The 12,958-nt window shown below is 60.1% G+C and carries 11 protein-coding genes, 4 pseudogenes and 1 riboswitch; of the genes and pseudogenes, 3 read left to right on the top strand and 12 right to left on the bottom strand.

All coding sequences use genetic code 11. The annotated features are described in order from the left end of the window. Positions 1 to 93 precede the first annotated feature (93 nt). A pseudogene (locus tag EN851_RS36395) lies at positions 94 to 607 on the bottom strand (transposase); the annotation flags it as partial. 122 nt (positions 608 to 729) lie between these two features. Between EN851_RS36395 and EN851_RS20165 the strand changes: the two are divergent. Together EN851_RS20165 and EN851_RS20160 are read left to right on the top strand one after the other, a co-directional pair. Then, positions 730 to 942 carry a hypothetical protein gene (locus EN851_RS20165; protein WP_126057615.1) on the top strand — a complete coding sequence of 71 codons (213 nt, stop codon included), beginning with the start codon at positions 730 to 732 and terminating at the stop codon, positions 940 to 942. Beyond that, positions 842 to 1,124: pseudogene (locus EN851_RS20160) on the top strand (transposase); the annotation flags it as partial. The gene EN851_RS20165 and the pseudogene EN851_RS20160, both read left to right, overlap by 101 nt. A 298-nt stretch (positions 1,125 to 1,422) precedes the next feature. On the opposite strand, the pseudogene EN851_RS20155 reads toward EN851_RS20160, so the two are convergent. From EN851_RS20155 to EN851_RS37860, 11 genes and pseudogenes are all read right to left on the bottom strand, one after another. Beyond that, a pseudogene (locus tag EN851_RS20155) lies at positions 1,423 to 2,205 on the bottom strand (sensor histidine kinase); the annotation flags it as partial. 29 nt (positions 2,206 to 2,234) lie between these two features. Next, complete coding sequence (locus tag EN851_RS20150; RefSeq protein ID WP_126057616.1) at positions 2,235 to 2,867, bottom strand: Hsp20/alpha crystallin family protein; 633 nt, start codon at positions 2,865 to 2,867, stop codon at positions 2,235 to 2,237. Between the two features lie 531 nt (positions 2,868 to 3,398). Next, positions 3,399 to 3,623: a DUF982 domain-containing protein gene (locus EN851_RS20145; RefSeq protein WP_245454712.1), complete on the bottom strand. Its 225-nt coding sequence runs from the start codon at positions 3,621 to 3,623 to the stop codon at positions 3,399 to 3,401. A gap of 627 nt (positions 3,624 to 4,250) precedes the next feature. Further along, a complete protein-coding gene (locus EN851_RS20135) occupies positions 4,251 to 5,066 on the bottom strand; it encodes a hydroxymethylpyrimidine/phosphomethylpyrimidine kinase (RefSeq protein ID WP_126057617.1) in 816 nt (271 codons plus the stop codon). Beyond that, complete coding sequence (locus EN851_RS20130; RefSeq protein WP_126057618.1) at positions 5,057 to 5,662, bottom strand: thiamine phosphate synthase; 606 nt, start codon at positions 5,660 to 5,662, stop codon at positions 5,057 to 5,059. The genes EN851_RS20135 and EN851_RS20130 overlap by 10 nt, the downstream gene beginning before the upstream one ends. Next, entirely contained in the window at positions 5,659 to 6,432 is a 774-nt protein-coding gene (locus EN851_RS20125; RefSeq protein WP_128192801.1) for a thiazole synthase, read from the bottom strand. Before EN851_RS20125 ends, EN851_RS20130 begins: the two co-directional genes overlap by 4 nt. A gap of 1 nt (position 6,433) precedes the next feature. Further along, entirely contained in the window at positions 6,434 to 6,631 is a 198-nt protein-coding gene (thiS, locus tag EN851_RS20120) for a sulfur carrier protein ThiS (RefSeq protein WP_126057620.1), read from the bottom strand. Next, positions 6,600 to 7,601 (bottom strand): glycine oxidase ThiO, encoded by a 1,002-nt coding sequence (thiO, locus tag EN851_RS20115; RefSeq protein ID WP_126057621.1) that lies wholly within the window; start codon positions 7,599 to 7,601, stop codon positions 6,600 to 6,602. Before thiO ends, thiS begins: the two co-directional genes overlap by 32 nt. Next, positions 7,598 to 9,433: a phosphomethylpyrimidine synthase ThiC gene (thiC, locus tag EN851_RS20110; RefSeq protein ID WP_126063809.1), complete on the bottom strand. Its 1,836-nt coding sequence runs from the start codon at positions 9,431 to 9,433 to the stop codon at positions 7,598 to 7,600. The genes thiO and thiC overlap by 4 nt, the downstream gene beginning before the upstream one ends. Before the next feature lie 103 nt (positions 9,434 to 9,536). Next, positions 9,537 to 9,653, bottom strand: a riboswitch (TPP riboswitch). A 121-nt stretch (positions 9,654 to 9,774) separates the two neighbouring features. Beyond that, positions 9,775 to 10,002 carry a hypothetical protein gene (locus tag EN851_RS20105; protein WP_245454713.1) on the bottom strand — a complete coding sequence of 76 codons (228 nt, stop codon included), beginning with the start codon at positions 10,000 to 10,002 and terminating at the stop codon, positions 9,775 to 9,777. 662 nt (positions 10,003 to 10,664) lie between these two features. Then, positions 10,665 to 11,126 (bottom strand): hypothetical protein, encoded by a 462-nt coding sequence (locus EN851_RS37860; protein WP_306283303.1) that lies wholly within the window; start codon positions 11,124 to 11,126, stop codon positions 10,665 to 10,667. 898 nt (positions 11,127 to 12,024) lie between these two features. Here EN851_RS37860 and EN851_RS37260 point away from each other — a divergent pair. After that, a pseudogene (locus EN851_RS37260) lies at positions 12,025 to 12,547 on the top strand (SMC-Scp complex subunit ScpB). Positions 12,548 to 12,958: the final 411 nt, after the last annotated feature.

Here is a 12,958-nt window from a genome sequence, read left to right as displayed (position 1 = left end):
ATTCGGTCGCTGCTCTTCACGGCTGCACCAACATCCCGCCTACGGCCGCTGGGCTCGGGCGACGAGACCATTCTGAGTGAGCGGCGTTTTATATACCCGTTCGGTCGTCAGTACCTTGCGTTCACGACAGATACGCCGGCGATCCTCCTGCTCCGGTGTTGGCTCTTTGACCATTGCACATATGCGCGGTTCGCCTCGCTTGAAGGCAAGGAGAGACGAGCGTTTCACCATCGATCTTATCGGTTTTGGCTCGGCGACTGCGACGAGACACTGCGATAGAAGCGGGATCAACGACGTAGCTCTCGATCCCCGCCTTGCTCAGAACCCGATGGATCCAGGAGCCATCGAGCCCGGCTTCCTGGATAGCGACGACGGGGAAGTCTGGCCCCATGCGTGCTCTTGCCTTCTCTCGCACGCTATCGAAGCGACGGAACAAGGCGGATAAATCACCACTGGGGACACTGTGTTTCGACAACTTCTCGCCGCCACCTGGCGACAACGACGAGATCAGCCAGGTTGAACGGCTGAGCTCCAGCGATACGAAGATTGCGCCCAGACCAGTCCGGATAGCAGTCAGAGTTTCGGATCGGTCGGCCACTACATGCATGGTGTTCCTCCGCGGGGTGTTTGTTAGCAGCGTCACTCTGCCAGAGCACGCGCCGCTATCCATCCGTCGCCATGGGATCTGGTGATTGTTCATGTCGCCGATTCCCGCGAAGGAACGCCACCATGACCAAGATTGAAAGTAAGACCGCCAGCGCTGCCGTCAAAGACATTCTGCTTTCAGACCCGGACGGACTTCACGAAATGATCCGTGCGGTGATGCAGGAGGTGCTCGAGGCCGAGATGGACGACGGTGGAGGAGACCATCGAGCGCACGCTGACCTTCTTTTGCCTGCCGCGCCAGCATCACAAGCATCTCAAGAGCACCAACATGCTTGAACGGCTCAATGAGGAAATCCGCCGGCGCACCTATGTCGTGCGCATCTTCCCCAACGCCGAAAGCTGCCTGCGCCTCGTCAGGGCGCCGGCTGTCGAAACCAACGAAAACTGGATGGAGGCCCTACATCAACATTGACGACCTGCGCGAGCACAAGAAGCTCGCTCTACGCCAAGCCGCATGACCAGCATCGTGGCCGCCCCATTTTGCAGAACTTGACGCACACAACCGCCACTTCGAGTTTACCGACCGCACCGAGTCATCCACGCAAAGACCTGCGCAGCGTCAGCTTCAGAGCTTGGTCCCACCGGCTGAACGCCAAAAAAGCGGATCTTGGCCATCGGAAGCGCCCTCAACCGACTGAGAGGTTTCGGCTTATGCGATGCGACTGGCAGTCCTGCGCTCCGGGGACAAGGCCGTGGCGGCAGAAGATCCCCTGGACATCAGGCGATGTCCGGAAGGCAGCATCGTAGTAACGGTTTTTACGCCGCTCGCGGCACGCGCGAGGTGAACGTCGCCCGGGTGACCGACACGCTGGTGCCGTCAATATCGCTGATAATCTCCACCCTGGCCTCCAGTTGTTTCACCAGTGCTTCGACGATGGCTGTTCCAAGTCCGGTAGCCGGTACGTCGTTGGCGATCTTGCCGACGCCATTGTCCGAAACCGTCAGTTTCCAGTCACTGCCCGCGGTCTCGTAGCTCACCTGGATGCGAGCGCCGGTTCTCTTCTTGGGGAAAGCATATTTGATGGCGTTGAGCACGAGTTCGGTGACAATTAGTCCCAGACTGACTGCCCTTTGCGAATCTATCCTGCCGCCTTCGGCCATTACGGTGACCGTGATCGGCTGGGCTTCGCCGACCATCGACGAGGCGAGGCTGCTGCACAATTTCGGTAGGTAAGAGCCGACATCGATCTCGTCGACGCCGGCGGAGGTGTGGAGATGGCGTTGCACCTCGGCCACGGACAGAACGCGCTGATGGGCGTCCTTGAGATGCTGGCGCGTCTCTTCCGACGTCACCGAGCGTGCCTTCAGCAACAGGATCGAGGCAATGATCTGCAGGCTGTTGGCAACCCGATGCTCCATCTCGCGCAGCAGGACGTCTTTCTGCCGAAGCAGGTCTTCGGTGCGACCGAGCAGTTCTTCCTTCTCCCGCTCGATGATACGACGGGCCGTTATGTCATTGAAGGCGAGAAGGATGGTGATGGCCGAACTATGGTCGTAAAGCACCTTGCGGGCATTGAGCAGCATGGTGCGACGGCCGATCCGCGTTCCTGAGCCATGCTTGCCTCCCTCTATCCCTTGATCTGGATCTTCTTCGGCCGATCCGCCTCCGGCCGGTGCAACTCGACTTCGAGCAGCCCGTTGGCGAAACGCGCCTCGACCCGTTCCGGGTCGACGCGGAATGGCAATTGCACTGTCCGGGAGAAGGTCCCATAGGCGCGCTCACGGCGGTGCCAGACGGATTTCTCGTCCTCCGTTCGAGGCTCGCGCGTTCCCTTCAATGTCAGAATGTTCTCGCGCACCGTGAGGCCGATTTCGTCAGGTGATATCCCCGGCAGTTCCGCGGCCACCGCCACGCTGTCCTCGCCAGTCCAAAGATTGATCGGCGGAAACTCCTGAGCGGCGCTGGCGGTCAGCCCGGCCAAACGCTGGTTTACTTCCTGTTGCATGCGCCGCATTTCCACAAACGGATCGAACCCGATGCGGCCGAAATCCGACAAAAGCATGTACATCCTCCTATGATTCACGACCTTGCATGATTGCCACGCGCGACACGTGCGTGCGCACCGGAAGCGGAATCGATCGATGGCAACAGGAGGGGCGATCAGCACAGAGACCGAGCGGCCCGATCGCGCAACCTCGCAGAATGCGAGAAAGAGGGGTTCGGGCAGACGCCGGAACACATCCTCCTTGCGAAGCGACATGAACCGAACTCGATCCACCGTAGGGCCGGACCGTCATTCCCGTGCCAGGACCCGATAGCGGCATCCGGCTTTATCATTAGGTGGCCCCAAATGGCCTTTCACGAGGTGATCTTTGACATTCCACCAGTCACCTCTTCGGCAACAGCGGGGTCCCTTCGAATCCGTAGCCACGTTGCCTCTAGTCGCTGATTTGGCTTCCCTTTGCGCAACTGTCGGGATCGACGAAGCGTCCCGAATTGCACCGCGGTTCGATCAACTGATCGCAGGCGACGCGCCGCATCGTCATGGTAGCTGACGAATGAATCGGCATGACACGTCGCAGTGACCGAGACATCAAGCCAGCACCTATGTCGGCTTGCCGCAAGTCAAAAGAATCCAGCCCTGCGTGCCGCGTTCGCTGACCTTCGCCAGTGACGCCATTTGCATTTCGGCCGGACAGATGGGCACAGACATGTGCAATTCCCGCATCGCCCATTATTGGAACTCACAAGGCGGCGTTCTTTCCGTCTTGGCGAGCAGCGGGCCAACGCGTTACCGGCGGTGATCTTCCTGCAGCTTTAAATCAGTCGCCACCAACGACGAAATCAGATTTGGCCAGCACGCCGGCAATCCTGGCAAATCCCACAATGCTTGCCGCGCCTGCTCGGGTGTCATCTGTCCGGCGATCGCTGCGTTGCTGCTTCTCACCGCGCAACTGAATACCGGTCCCCGACGCGCTTTTGGCCACTGATTCAGGAATACGAGCGCTTCGCGCACTGTGTTGATGTCGTGACGACGTCGTTGGTCTTAACCTGGACCGGCGATAGGAAAGCCAGACCGGTTATTCTTACCTCCCTGCGATCGCACGCTGGATCTTTCATTCGGTGGTTGGTTGCGTGACAGGTTTCGAACGTTAGGTCTTGTTTTCTCTGGAAGATCGGGCTGTACGACATAATCCAAATGTTGCGACGCAGCGAAGGCTTCTGCTGGTTCCCGAGTTGAAAAAGCCAGTTGCACCTGGATGAGTGTGTCGCCGCCACCCAATAGCCCATCAGATGTTCAATGGCAGGCGGCGTCCGACGCTCGAACAGCAAGCGCCACGGCCGGCGGGTAGCCGATGCCACAGCTTTGGAGCTGCCCCGGATACTATTATAAGACCGATTGACGCGGGGCTCGACGCGTTTGCGGCAAATAAGCTCGAGTGTGGACAGAGATGTGACGTTCTATTGAGTCGCTGACCCAATCGGTAGCGACCTGGTGATCCACGCAACCAATTCCGGTCGTTTCTGTCACTAAGAACTCGATATTCGCTATTTGCACCTCGAAAGTCGCATAATTGGCAGTGAGAAACTCAACGCGTTGTGAGGATGGCATAGAGAAGCAGTAGCCCCTTCTCTAGTCTCGCTACGGGAAAAATTCTGGAAAATGGGTCTGCTTGGCTGGACGCAGAACGCTGTGGTTATTCAGCCGGCATTTCTGAAGCCTCTCCAAGACAAACAGCTTGCCTTCGCGCACGCTGTCTTCGAGCGGCTTCGGCTTCGCCAGATGCGCCGCAATCGCGCTGGCCAGCATGCAACCTGTCCCGCGCATCGATGTGGCAAGGCGCGGTGCATCGAAGCGGATGGGTTCGTGCCCGGAGCGTAACAGAATATCGGTCGACCGGGTTCCCGACGCATGCCCACCCTTGATCAGCAGGGCTTGAGGGCCGGCGGCCAGCAGTCTTTTTCCTTGTTGGAGCGCTCCGTCCTCATCCACTGCCAGTTCGGAGCCACTAAGGAGCGCCAGTTCAGGGAGGTTGGGCGTGACAATGCAGCAAAGCGGCATAAGATCGCGCTTCATGGCAGCGATAGCGCCTGCTTGCAGAAGTGCGCGGCCTGAGGTGGAGGCCAGCACAGGGTCGAGTACTGCGGGGACATGCGGAAATTTGCGCAGCACTGCGGCAACGGCAACAATGATCTTGGCAGTCGCCAGCATGCCGATCTTGATTGTGGCCACGTCGTTGGCCTGCAGCGCGGCGCACATCTGATTGGCCACCAGGCTAGGTGGCGAATAATAGATTTCGATCACGGCGTCATGCGTTTGCACCGTTAGCGCTGTGACGGCGAGACAGGTGCGCACGCCAATGGCAGAGATCGTCTCGATATCGCGTGCAATTCCAGCACCGCCACTGGAGTCCGATCCACCGACGACAAGCACATGTGGTTCTCGCCTCAGCGCCATTGGTCCGTCTTTTCGATCCATTCTCGCGTGCGCGCCTCGGGGTCGTCGTTGAGCGTGATGTCGGTCACCACCGCCGCGCTGTCCGCGCCAGCCGCAAAGACACCGTCGAGCCGCTCAGGGTTGAGGCCACCAATGGCGACCAATTGAAACGGCGCGACCTGGCGCTTCCATTCGCTGATCCGTTCGACCCCTTGCGGCGCCCATTTCATCTTCTTCAGGATGGTCGGATAGATGGGTCCAAGCGCTATGTAGTCAGGCTCGGCGGCCATCGCCGTTTCCAGCTCCTGATGATCATGTGTGCTCAGTCCGAGCCTTACGCCGGCTGCCCGTATCGCCAAGAGGTCAGCGGTCTGCAAATCCTCCTGGCCGAGATGTATGAAGTCGCAGCCTTCCTCGATTGCCAGGCGCCAGTGGTCGTTGACGATGAGTTGGCACTGGTATCGAGCACACAAGGCCTTCGCGGTGCGGATCTCCGCGCGCAACCCAGCCTCATCCACGGTCTTGATGCGCAGTTGCAGAAGCCGGACTCCGAGTGGGACCAGCCGTTCGATCCAGGCAGCGCTGTCGACGATCAGATAAAAGGGATCGAGCTTCATGAAAAAACGGCCCTGCCGACCATCGGTGTCGATGGCACGGCGACGTCGCGCGGTTCGAGCATTCCCGAACTTAACGCCTCACGACCGGCGTCGACCGCCTTACCGAAAGCACGCGCCATGCCGACCGGATATGCCGCCTTGGCGACCGCTGTGTTCAGGAGCACGGCGTCAAAGCCGAGTTCCATGACGGTGGCCGCGTGCGACGGCCGTCCGAGCCCCGCATCCACAATCAGCGGGACGCCAGGGAAATATCCGCGCATCGAGCGCAGCGCCGTCATGTTGACCGGTCCCAAGGCGGAACCGATCGGTGCGCACCACGGCATCAGGACCTTGCAGCCCGTTTCCAGCAGCCGCTCGGCGACAACGAGATCGTCGGTGGTATAGGGGAATACCGCAAAGCCGTCCTCGCACAGGATGCGGGCGGCTTCAACCAGACCGAACACATCCGGCTGTAGCGTGTCGTGATTGCCGATCACTTCGAGCTTGATCCAGTTGGTGCCGAAGACCTCGCGCGCCATTTTCGCGGTGGTGACGGCTTCCTTGACGGAGAGGCAGCCGGCGGTATTGGGCAGGATTCTGGCGCCCAGCGAGCGGATCAACGACCAGAATTGTTCGCCGGCTCTACCGCCCGCCATCTCACGCCGCAACGAGACGGTCACCACCGACGTGCCCGACGCCTTGACTGCATCGGCAAGGATGGCCGGCGAAGGATATTGAGCGGTGCCGAGAAGCAGGCGCGACGAAAGCTCGGTTCCATAAAGCTCCAACATGCTAGCCGCCCTGCATGGGCGAGAGGATTTCGATCCGGTCGCCGTCGCTCAACTGGAACTCCGTGCGGTTGGCTTTGTGCACGAGGTCGCCGTTGACGGCGGTGGCGAGCCAATCGCCCTCATAGTCGAGCGCGGCAAGCAACTCGGCCAGCGTGGTGGCGGCAATCTCACGCGCCTCGCCGTTGACCATCAGTTTCATGAGCATGCTCCTTGGTTCTGTCTTGACTGAAAACCAGGCCGGCAGCCTGGCGCGCCATGGCGGGGGCGAGGAGAAAACCGTGACGATAAAGACCGTTGATCGCGATGATCTCACCGTCTGTTTCGACGCGTGGCAAATTGTCGGGAAATGCCGGACGGACACCCACACCGGTTTCAACGATCTCGGCCTCACCAAAGGCCGGATGGAGGGCATGGGCGGCGCCCAGCAGCTCCATCATGGAACGCGCCGTCACCGGTCCGGCGCTCTGGCTTTCAATCATCGTCGCTCCGATCATGAAACGGTGATCGGTGCGCGGCACGGCATAAAGCGGAAAGCGTGGATGAAGCAAACGGACCGGCCGCGACAGCGAGACATCAGGCGTGCGAAGGATCAGCATTTCGCCGCGAACACCGCGCAGCCTGTCATCGGCCGCTGCCATTCCCATGCAGTCTATCTGACGGGCGAAACCCGAAACAGGCCGGGCGTCGCAGCCGAAGTGGAATTTGACACCCATGGTCGCAAGGTTGTCATGAAGTGCCGCCATCGCCTGGCGTGGGTCGAGGTGAGCCTCGTTGGGGAAGAGCAATCCACGCCGGAAGCGGCCGGCGAGGTCGGGTTCCAGGAGCGCAATTTCGTTTTCATCGACGCGCCTATGCCCTGACGTGCGACTGGCGAACCGGTCAAGCTCACCGGCATCACGCGGCGCGGCCACGACCAATGTCCCGGCCCGTGTCACCTGACCCGACAGCACCGCATCCCACCAGTCGGCAGCGTCGCGTCCGAGATCCAGCACCGGCTGCTCCGCGCTTTCGCGCTCGCACCATGGCGCCAGCATGCCGCCGGCGAACCACGACGCGTTGCCGCCAAGGCCATGCCGCATCTCGGCGACTGTGACCGTCGCGCCGCGGGCGGCGAGTTCGAAAGCGACGGTGAGGCCGGCAACGCCGGCCCCTTTGACGAGCACCCTCATGATGGTTTGGGAGCCTCCGGCACGACCGGTACGCCAGTCTCGTCCGCCGGCATGTAGAGATCGCCGCCCTCCCGGTATTTTGCCGCCATTGCCGCCATGCCTTCCTTCTGAGCCTCGGCACGGATGTCGTGGGAAATGCGCATGGAGCAGAATTTCGGCCCGCACATCGAACAGAAATGTGCCAGCTTGTGCGCCTCCTTGGGCAAGGTCTGGTCGTGGAAGGACCGTGCGGTTTCGGGGTCGAGCGACAGGTTGAACTGGTCCTCCCAGCGGAACTCGAAGCGCGCGCGCGAAAGGGCATCATCCCTGGTTTTCGCTGCCGGATGGCCCTTCGCCAGATCGGCTGCATGGGCGGCTATCTTGTAAGTGATCACCCCAATCTTGACGTCGTTGCGGTCGGGAAGGCCGAGATGCTCTTTCGGCGTGACGTAGCAAAGCATTGCGGTGCCGAACCAGCCTATCATGGCGGCACCTATCCCTGAGGTGATGTGGTCATAGCCCGGCGCGATGTCGGTCGTCAGCGGCCCCAACGTGTAGAACGGCGCCTCACCGCACACTGCGAGCTGCTTGTCCATGTTCTGCCTGATCTTGTGCATGGGGACATGGCCCGGGCCTTCGATCATCACCTGGCAGTCCTTTGCCCAGGCAATCTTGGTGAGTTCTCCAAGTGTTTCCAGTTCGGCGAATTGCGCCGCGTCGTTCGCATCGGCGATTGAACCGGGACGAAGGCCGTCGCCGAGCGAGAAGGAAACGTCATAGGCTCTGGCGATGTCGCAGATCTCCTCGAAATGCTCGTAGAGGAAGCTCTCCCGGTGATGGTGCAGGCACCATTTGGCCATGATCGAGCCGCCGCGCGAGACGATGCCCGTGACCCGGTCGACGGTCAGCGGTATGTAGTGCAGCCGCACGCCGGCGTGGATGGTGAAATAGTCGACGCCTTGCTCGGCCTGCTCGATCAGCGTGTCGCGATAGACCTCCCAGTTGAGGTCCTCGGCGATGCCGCCGACCTTTTCGAGCGCCTGATAGAGCGGCACCGTGCCGATCGGCACCGGTGCATTGCGCACGATCCAGTCGCGGATGTTGTGGATGTTGCGGCCGGTCGACAGGTCCATCACCGTATCGGCGCCCCAGCGGATCGCCCACACCATCTTTTCGACCTCTTCGGCCATCGACGATGTGACAGCCGAGTTACCGATGTTGGCGTTGATCTTCACCAGGAAATTTCGCCCGATGATCATCGGTTCGCTCTCGGGATGATTGATGTTGGCGGGAATGATTGCGCGTCCGCGCGCCACCTCGTCGCGCACGAATTCGGGTGTGACGAAATCTGGGATCGCCGCGCCGAAGGCTTCGCCGTCGCGTTGCAGCTTGCCGCGCATCACCTCGCGGCCGAGATTCTCGCGGATGGCTACGAACTCCATTTCTGGCGTGATGATGCCGGCGCGCGCATAGGCAAGTTGGGTCACCGCCTTGCCCTGCTTGGCCTTGAGCGGCCGATTGCGTATCGGAAATTCCGGTGTCAGGCGCTCGCCGGTGGCGAATCCATTGTCTTCCGGCCGGACGTGGCGGCCGTCATAGGCTTCGACATCGCAACGCGCCGTGACCCATTCGTGGCGAAGCCGGGCAAGGCCTTTTTCGATGCTGGTTTGGACTGATGGATCGGTGTAGGGGCCGGACGGATCGTAGACGGTGACGGGCGGTTCGCCGGCCGTCGGATGGACGGAAATCTCGCGCATCGGCACCCTGATCTGCGGGTAGAGGACGCCGGGCTTGTGGATTTTCCGCGAGGCGGGCAGTGGTCCCGTCGACACGGCGGGGGTGAGGGCATTCATCGTGAGGCTCCTTTGCTCATGCATTGGAGACCCAGTTCTGTGCCGGAAGGATGAAAAGACGCTTCTGTAGACCTGCTGCAGCAGGACCTCGGGCGTAAACTCCCGCAAAGCGCTTGCACCGTCCCTACGCCAGTATGAACTGGATCAGGTTCAACGGGTCACTGCGCCGCGAAAGCCAGCAGTATCTCAGCCCCTTACCGGGACTCCCCTGGTGAATGCCTCAAGTTGAATGGGCCGGTGCTGCTTTGTCAAGCGCCTTCGGGCGCCTTCGGGCGCCTTCGGCCGGTGGCGACGTCCGGCGGCCGGCCGAGCGGAGAGCTCGCGCATGCATCGGGGACAAGTCACGCCCCGTAGACCAGGGCTGGAATGGCCAAAGTCTCATTCGCTTCGTGAAGGATGGAAAAACTGTATCGGCCATGTGCGTCGAGATCGACCGAGTAGCTCAGGCGGTCACGGATGTGGTTATCCTGGTCGAAGGCGACGATTTGCGGCTTCAGCGAGGTGATTTGCACCACGTCCAGGTAGATGGAGTTGCAGATATGATCTGGTCGTCGGGCTGGCAGGTGCAAGCGGCCGCTCTATTCAGGATGCGGCATCGGCGGCGTTCCCGATACCAATGATATCTTGCGGGCAACTTATGCAATCACCGGCTTCGTAAAACCCGACGGCGGCGGCCGTGTCCTGGCGCTGAGGATGTGCCGCTGTTCCAGCAGAGAAATCGCGTGGGCGCGGAGTTTTCGCTCTGCGAGGAAGAGTTGACGCAATCGTTTAGCTTGCTTGCAGTTCGTAGAGACCCGCCTTTGAAAGCAACTAAGCTATTGCATTGATATGTTGGTGCGCGATCGATCGCTACATAGCCGGCCGCCATTATCCGAGTATTGATCCGCCGGTGTTCGTGTTGCCGTATATGGCAATCCCTGCGAGATCGTCGCGGCCGGATCGGCCGCACCCTCTAGTCATAAAAGGGGAAGCGACCGAGAATTCCGCTGCCGAAAACTTCTCTGGCTTGGCTATGCATGCGGTAGATGAGATCGCCGCCTACCGCGACCTGGTCGAGGAAGGCATCGACGCCCAGTTCGGACAGCCTGGTTATCGCAATGCGTTAGCGGCTCAGACTTGCGGTCTCGAGAGCGGCCTTTGGGGGTCACCTCTTTTTTGTTTCAGAGGTTGGAAGACGGCTGCTCGTTACCCAATAGAAATGGCGACTACGGAACGCGATCGATCGCGGCCATCAGGAAACACCTGTCTTCGGCTCAACCTCGACATGGCGTCCGATCGACCGCAGATATACAGCTATCTCGTCCATGAGATGATCGCGTTCGCCGTAGATCTCAGCAATCCTGCGCAGCTGTGGCTCGACGGACCTCCGTTGCGCCGGCGTCAAATCAGCATCGCCAAAGACATATCCCAAGTTGCCAATCGCGCAAATGTTGCAGCCGGCCTCCACAACTGCTTGCACGAATGCCGGAATGTCTTTTTCTTGCATAGTCTTCATGTCGAACCTCTCGTGAATGGCGTGCTTGCGCGCCCATGCTGCCTTTTCAGCGTGTCCTCTGGGCGGCGCAAGCCTTGAGCGTAATTGTGCCGGGCAACCTCGACTATCCCGTCTGCCACGCTCTTTAGAGTCGGTGGGGTCTGGTGATTGCAGGCTGGGCCACTCAAAAGCCTGCAAGAAGAAAGTCATGGCGACCATTGCTCAAGATCGCGAGGGTGCGTGCAAGACCTTCCGTTGGCAGTCATGCACGCTCACCCAGCAACTGGGTATTGAGCAACTGGGTCTCACGTCGCGGGTCTCGTGTGCTTCACAGCCGAAAATAAGGTACCACCGTGGCTATTCTCAAGTGCAGGCTACCTCTTCAGGACACGGCGGAGTGCCTTCCGACGCACCCCTGGTGCAACGTGCGACCTAACGAGACACATCTCGTTCGCGTTCCCTCGACCTTTCTTCGTATTGCTGCTTGCCCTGCGATTTCAGGCCCTCTGCTAGCTTCTCGGCCGCTCTTTGGCCTGCAATGTCACTATTCAAGATCATATCCGACATCCCTGGATGGTCATAACCGTAATGCGCATGCAGTTTCCCTCACGAGCAGCGCCTATCCGTCGATTAGTTCGTCTTCCGGAACCCGAAGCCCTTTTTATCCGGCGTACCTATCCACCATTCAACCGGTATACCTTTCCCAACTTTGGCGGACCATTTACCTCAGGCATGATCATCTCGCGTGACATTTTTTTTTGGCGCCATCATCGCACGTGGCATTTTCTAAAAACCAAGACGTGTCAATTTGTAAAATCAAGGATGCGGCCGCGCCCGTTGCGAGGATTTGCAGGTAGCTCTTCAGCCCCAACACGATGTGTGAGGCGGCGGTGGAAAAGGCAACCGACGGCGTCGACGCGTCCTTTGATGATCGCAAGCGATATGCTTCGTCGCGAGCCCAGATTGCGGTCTCGGGCACAAGGCGAGATCACAGTTCTGCGATCTGTGGTAACGCGAGCCCGCAAAGCGCCGCTGCGGCCACCGCTTTTGGAATCTGGACGAGATTCGTCGTCGTCTGAGATCAGTTGATCGAGCAGTTCGCGCGCGCGGGACGCGCTTGCGGTGCAGTCTCTCCCGCGAGCTCGCCCGTGACCTTCTCATCGACGACATCCGAGAGCTGCGCGGACGGCCCTATGACCTCGTCGCTGTCGCCGGCGGCTGGAAGCACCTGACACGGCCGGCCTATGCCGATGCCATCCGCGCCTGCGGAAGCAGCGGGCGTGCCGTGGACCTGACGTGGTCGGACGTGCTGATGCTGATGTGCATCGGCACTTCCAGCCGATTACCCGCGCCGAATTGTCGTCGGTTTTCGGGAAGTAATCAGTCGCGACCTGATCGGCCATCTGCGGCACCGGCCTGATCGCGTCGAACCCGCGCAGTCCGACGCCCGGCGCTCCCTACACCTATGTGACGACAAAAGCGTCCTGCTCGAGTTCGGCCTCGACACGCTTCGCGATCTCCCGGACTGCGAGGCGCTCGAGGATGCCGGGCTGCTGAGCAGAGATGAGCTGCTTGCTGGTGAAATTATGCCAGAGTTGGCTAGTGGCCATGAGGATGCGGGTTTGGATACGGAGGAATAGCTTGGCGCTGCAGACGCTGTGGCCACCGGGCTTGCGAGTGCTTCCAGCTTTCCATAGCGAATCTAGCGCGCCCAAGGGCGTCCGAAATTTGTAGGCAAATTTCGGACATGGACACGGTCAGCGACGTCAAGCAGGCAGCGGTATGCGGCCTCTGCACCGCTGTCGCCCAAAAATTCGTGGCCATGGGCAAGCCCCACTTGAGACCCCCAGAGAGAACGCTCGTGAGCGATGGAAACGGTTTTGGTCCAAAGCTTGATACAGATGGCCTGCAGATGGGTGTAGGGTTTCAAAGCGCTCGAAGACGCGCCTTCGCAGAGTTAAAAGTCCGCGACGAACTCGTGTGTCGTTTGTCGCCAACTGCAAATTCGATAGTTAGCGCAATTATACTGCGCCGAGTCTGCCATCTCGAGC

This window comes from Mesorhizobium sp. M8A.F.Ca.ET.208.01.1.1 (genome assembly GCF_004791315.1).
Taxonomy (GTDB): domain Bacteria; phylum Pseudomonadota; class Alphaproteobacteria; order Rhizobiales; family Rhizobiaceae; genus Mesorhizobium.
The sequence above is the reverse complement of the archived record's forward strand: the minus strand, read 5'-3'. Positions and strand labels throughout refer to the sequence as shown.

Bases quoted from the DNA above. Each gene is read 5' to 3' on its own strand.
- EN851_RS20165 (WP_126057615.1), top strand. From the start codon at position 730: ATGACCAAGATTGAAAGTAAGACCGCCAGCGCTGCCGTCAAAGACATT.
- EN851_RS20150 (WP_126057616.1), bottom strand. From the start codon at position 2,867: ATGTCGCTTCGCAAGGAGGATGTGTTCCGGCGTCTGCCCGAACCCCTC.
- EN851_RS20135 (WP_126057617.1), bottom strand. From the start codon at position 5,066: ATGGCGCTGAGGCGAGAACCACATGTGCTTGTCGTCGGTGGATCGGAC.
- EN851_RS20130 (WP_126057618.1), bottom strand. From the start codon at position 5,662: ATGAAGCTCGATCCCTTTTATCTGATCGTCGACAGCGCTGCCTGGATC.
- EN851_RS20125 (WP_128192801.1), bottom strand. From the start codon at position 6,432: ATGTTGGAGCTTTATGGAACCGAGCTTTCGTCGCGCCTGCTTCTCGGC.
- thiS (WP_126057620.1), bottom strand. From the start codon at position 6,631: ATGAAACTGATGGTCAACGGCGAGGCGCGTGAGATTGCCGCCACCACG.
- thiO (WP_126057621.1), bottom strand. From the start codon at position 7,601: ATGAGGGTGCTCGTCAAAGGGGCCGGCGTTGCCGGCCTCACCGTCGCT.
- thiC (WP_126063809.1), bottom strand. From the start codon at position 9,433: ATGAATGCCCTCACCCCCGCCGTGTCGACGGGACCACTGCCCGCCTCG.
- EN851_RS37860 (WP_306283303.1), bottom strand. From the start codon at position 11,126: ATGGTCGCCATGACTTTCTTCTTGCAGGCTTTTGAGTGGCCCAGCCTG.